1 pseudogene is annotated in these 1,461 nt (G+C 63.3%); it reads right to left on the minus strand.

Annotated elements, in window-relative coordinates:
* Positions 1-23 precede the first annotated feature (23 nt).
* A pseudogene (locus ACIPHM_RS24585) lies at positions 24-1,287 on the minus strand (IS110 family transposase).
* Positions 1,288-1,461 lie beyond the last annotated feature (174 nt).

The raw sequence follows: 1,461 nt of genomic DNA on the forward strand, positions 1-1,461 counted from the left end.
GGGGGGTGCCCCTATGTAGTTCGTCAAGCACTGGTGGCAGTTTTGGGTTGATAAAAAGTGCCGTCGCGCAGCATGGCAAAAAGGACGTCGCAGCGCCGGCGAGCCAGCGCGATAAGTGCCTGGTTGTGGCGCTTGCCCTGCTGGATTTTTCGGCTGTAGTAAGCCTTTGAGATCGGGTCTCGCAAAGCTGCAAAGGCCGAGAGAAACAGGGCGCGTTTGAGTACCTTGTTGCCACGCCGAGAGGGATGCTCGCCTCGAATCGAGGAGCCAGAGCGCCGGGTCACCGGCGCTAGGCCGGCATAGGCCGCCAAGTGGGCGGCCGAGGCAAAGGCCTTGTGCGCCACCTCGGTCAGGAGTCGCGCTGCGGTCCTGAGCCCGACTCCGGGCATGCTGCTCAGGACCGGCCAAAGAGGGTTGCTTTGCACCAGGCGTTCGACCTCGGCGGCCATCTCGTCGCGTTGCTTGCGCAGGGCGGCCAGTTGTTGGGCGAGGCGCGGCATCACCAGTGTGGCGGCATGAGTGCCAGGCACGACTACGGTTTGCTCGGTAAGCGCTTGCGCGATGTCAGCGGCCAGGCTTTTGCCAATGCGTGGCGCGAGCTTAATCAGGCGATTCGCCAGCGTTTTTTGGCCGGCGGCGGCCAGTGCTGCGGGCGAGGGGTAGTGCTCAAGCAGATCAAGCACGGCGGGGTGATCCAGGCGAGGCCCGAGCACGCGCTCAAGCGCGGGATGAATCTGCGTGAGCAGGCCGCGAATGCGGTTGCTGGTCTGATTGACTTGCTCGGCCAGATCGTCGTCGAAACCGCAGAGCATGGTCAGTTCGGCGAGCGGCTCGTCGGCCAGACGCAATGAGCGCAGCGTATGCGGCATGGTGCGTGCGGCATCTGCGATGACGGCGGCGTCGCGCGCGTCGGTCTTTGCTTCGCCTGCGTGCAGGTCGGCGATGCGACGCATAGCCAGACCTGGCAAGTAGGCGACGAGCGCACCGGCGTCGCGGGCTACGGCCAGCGGCAGTGCGCCGATGGTAGCCGGCTGATCGACGATGAACAGGAGCTGGCCGTGGGCTTTCAACTCATTGATGAGGGCGCGCAGTTGGGCCTCATCGTTAGGCAGGGCCTTGTTGTAGAGGCGACGGCCGTTGCGATCGAGAGCGACGGCATGGTGGTGGCCTTTGCCGACGTCGACGCCGATGAAGACATCGACGGCGTCATGAAGTGGAAAGTTTTGCATTGCAGTTGGCACAAAAAGTGAATTGGCCTGCAAGAACCCTGGTGGCAAGTCTCGGCATCCACGTTACGGACGGCGTCGGAATGTCCGTGCCAAACCCCTATCAGCGATCACCAGCCACCCACCAGACCCGGTGACAACACCCCCCGGATCATGGTTACGACTGGGGGCGGGAATCATGCCGGGCCTGGCTGGCCAAAACCTCGATTATCGAGGTGCGAACATAGTAACGGGG

The sequence above is a fragment of the Pandoraea sp. NPDC087047 genome, from assembly GCF_044745225.1.
Classification (GTDB): domain Bacteria; phylum Pseudomonadota; class Gammaproteobacteria; order Burkholderiales; family Burkholderiaceae; genus Pandoraea.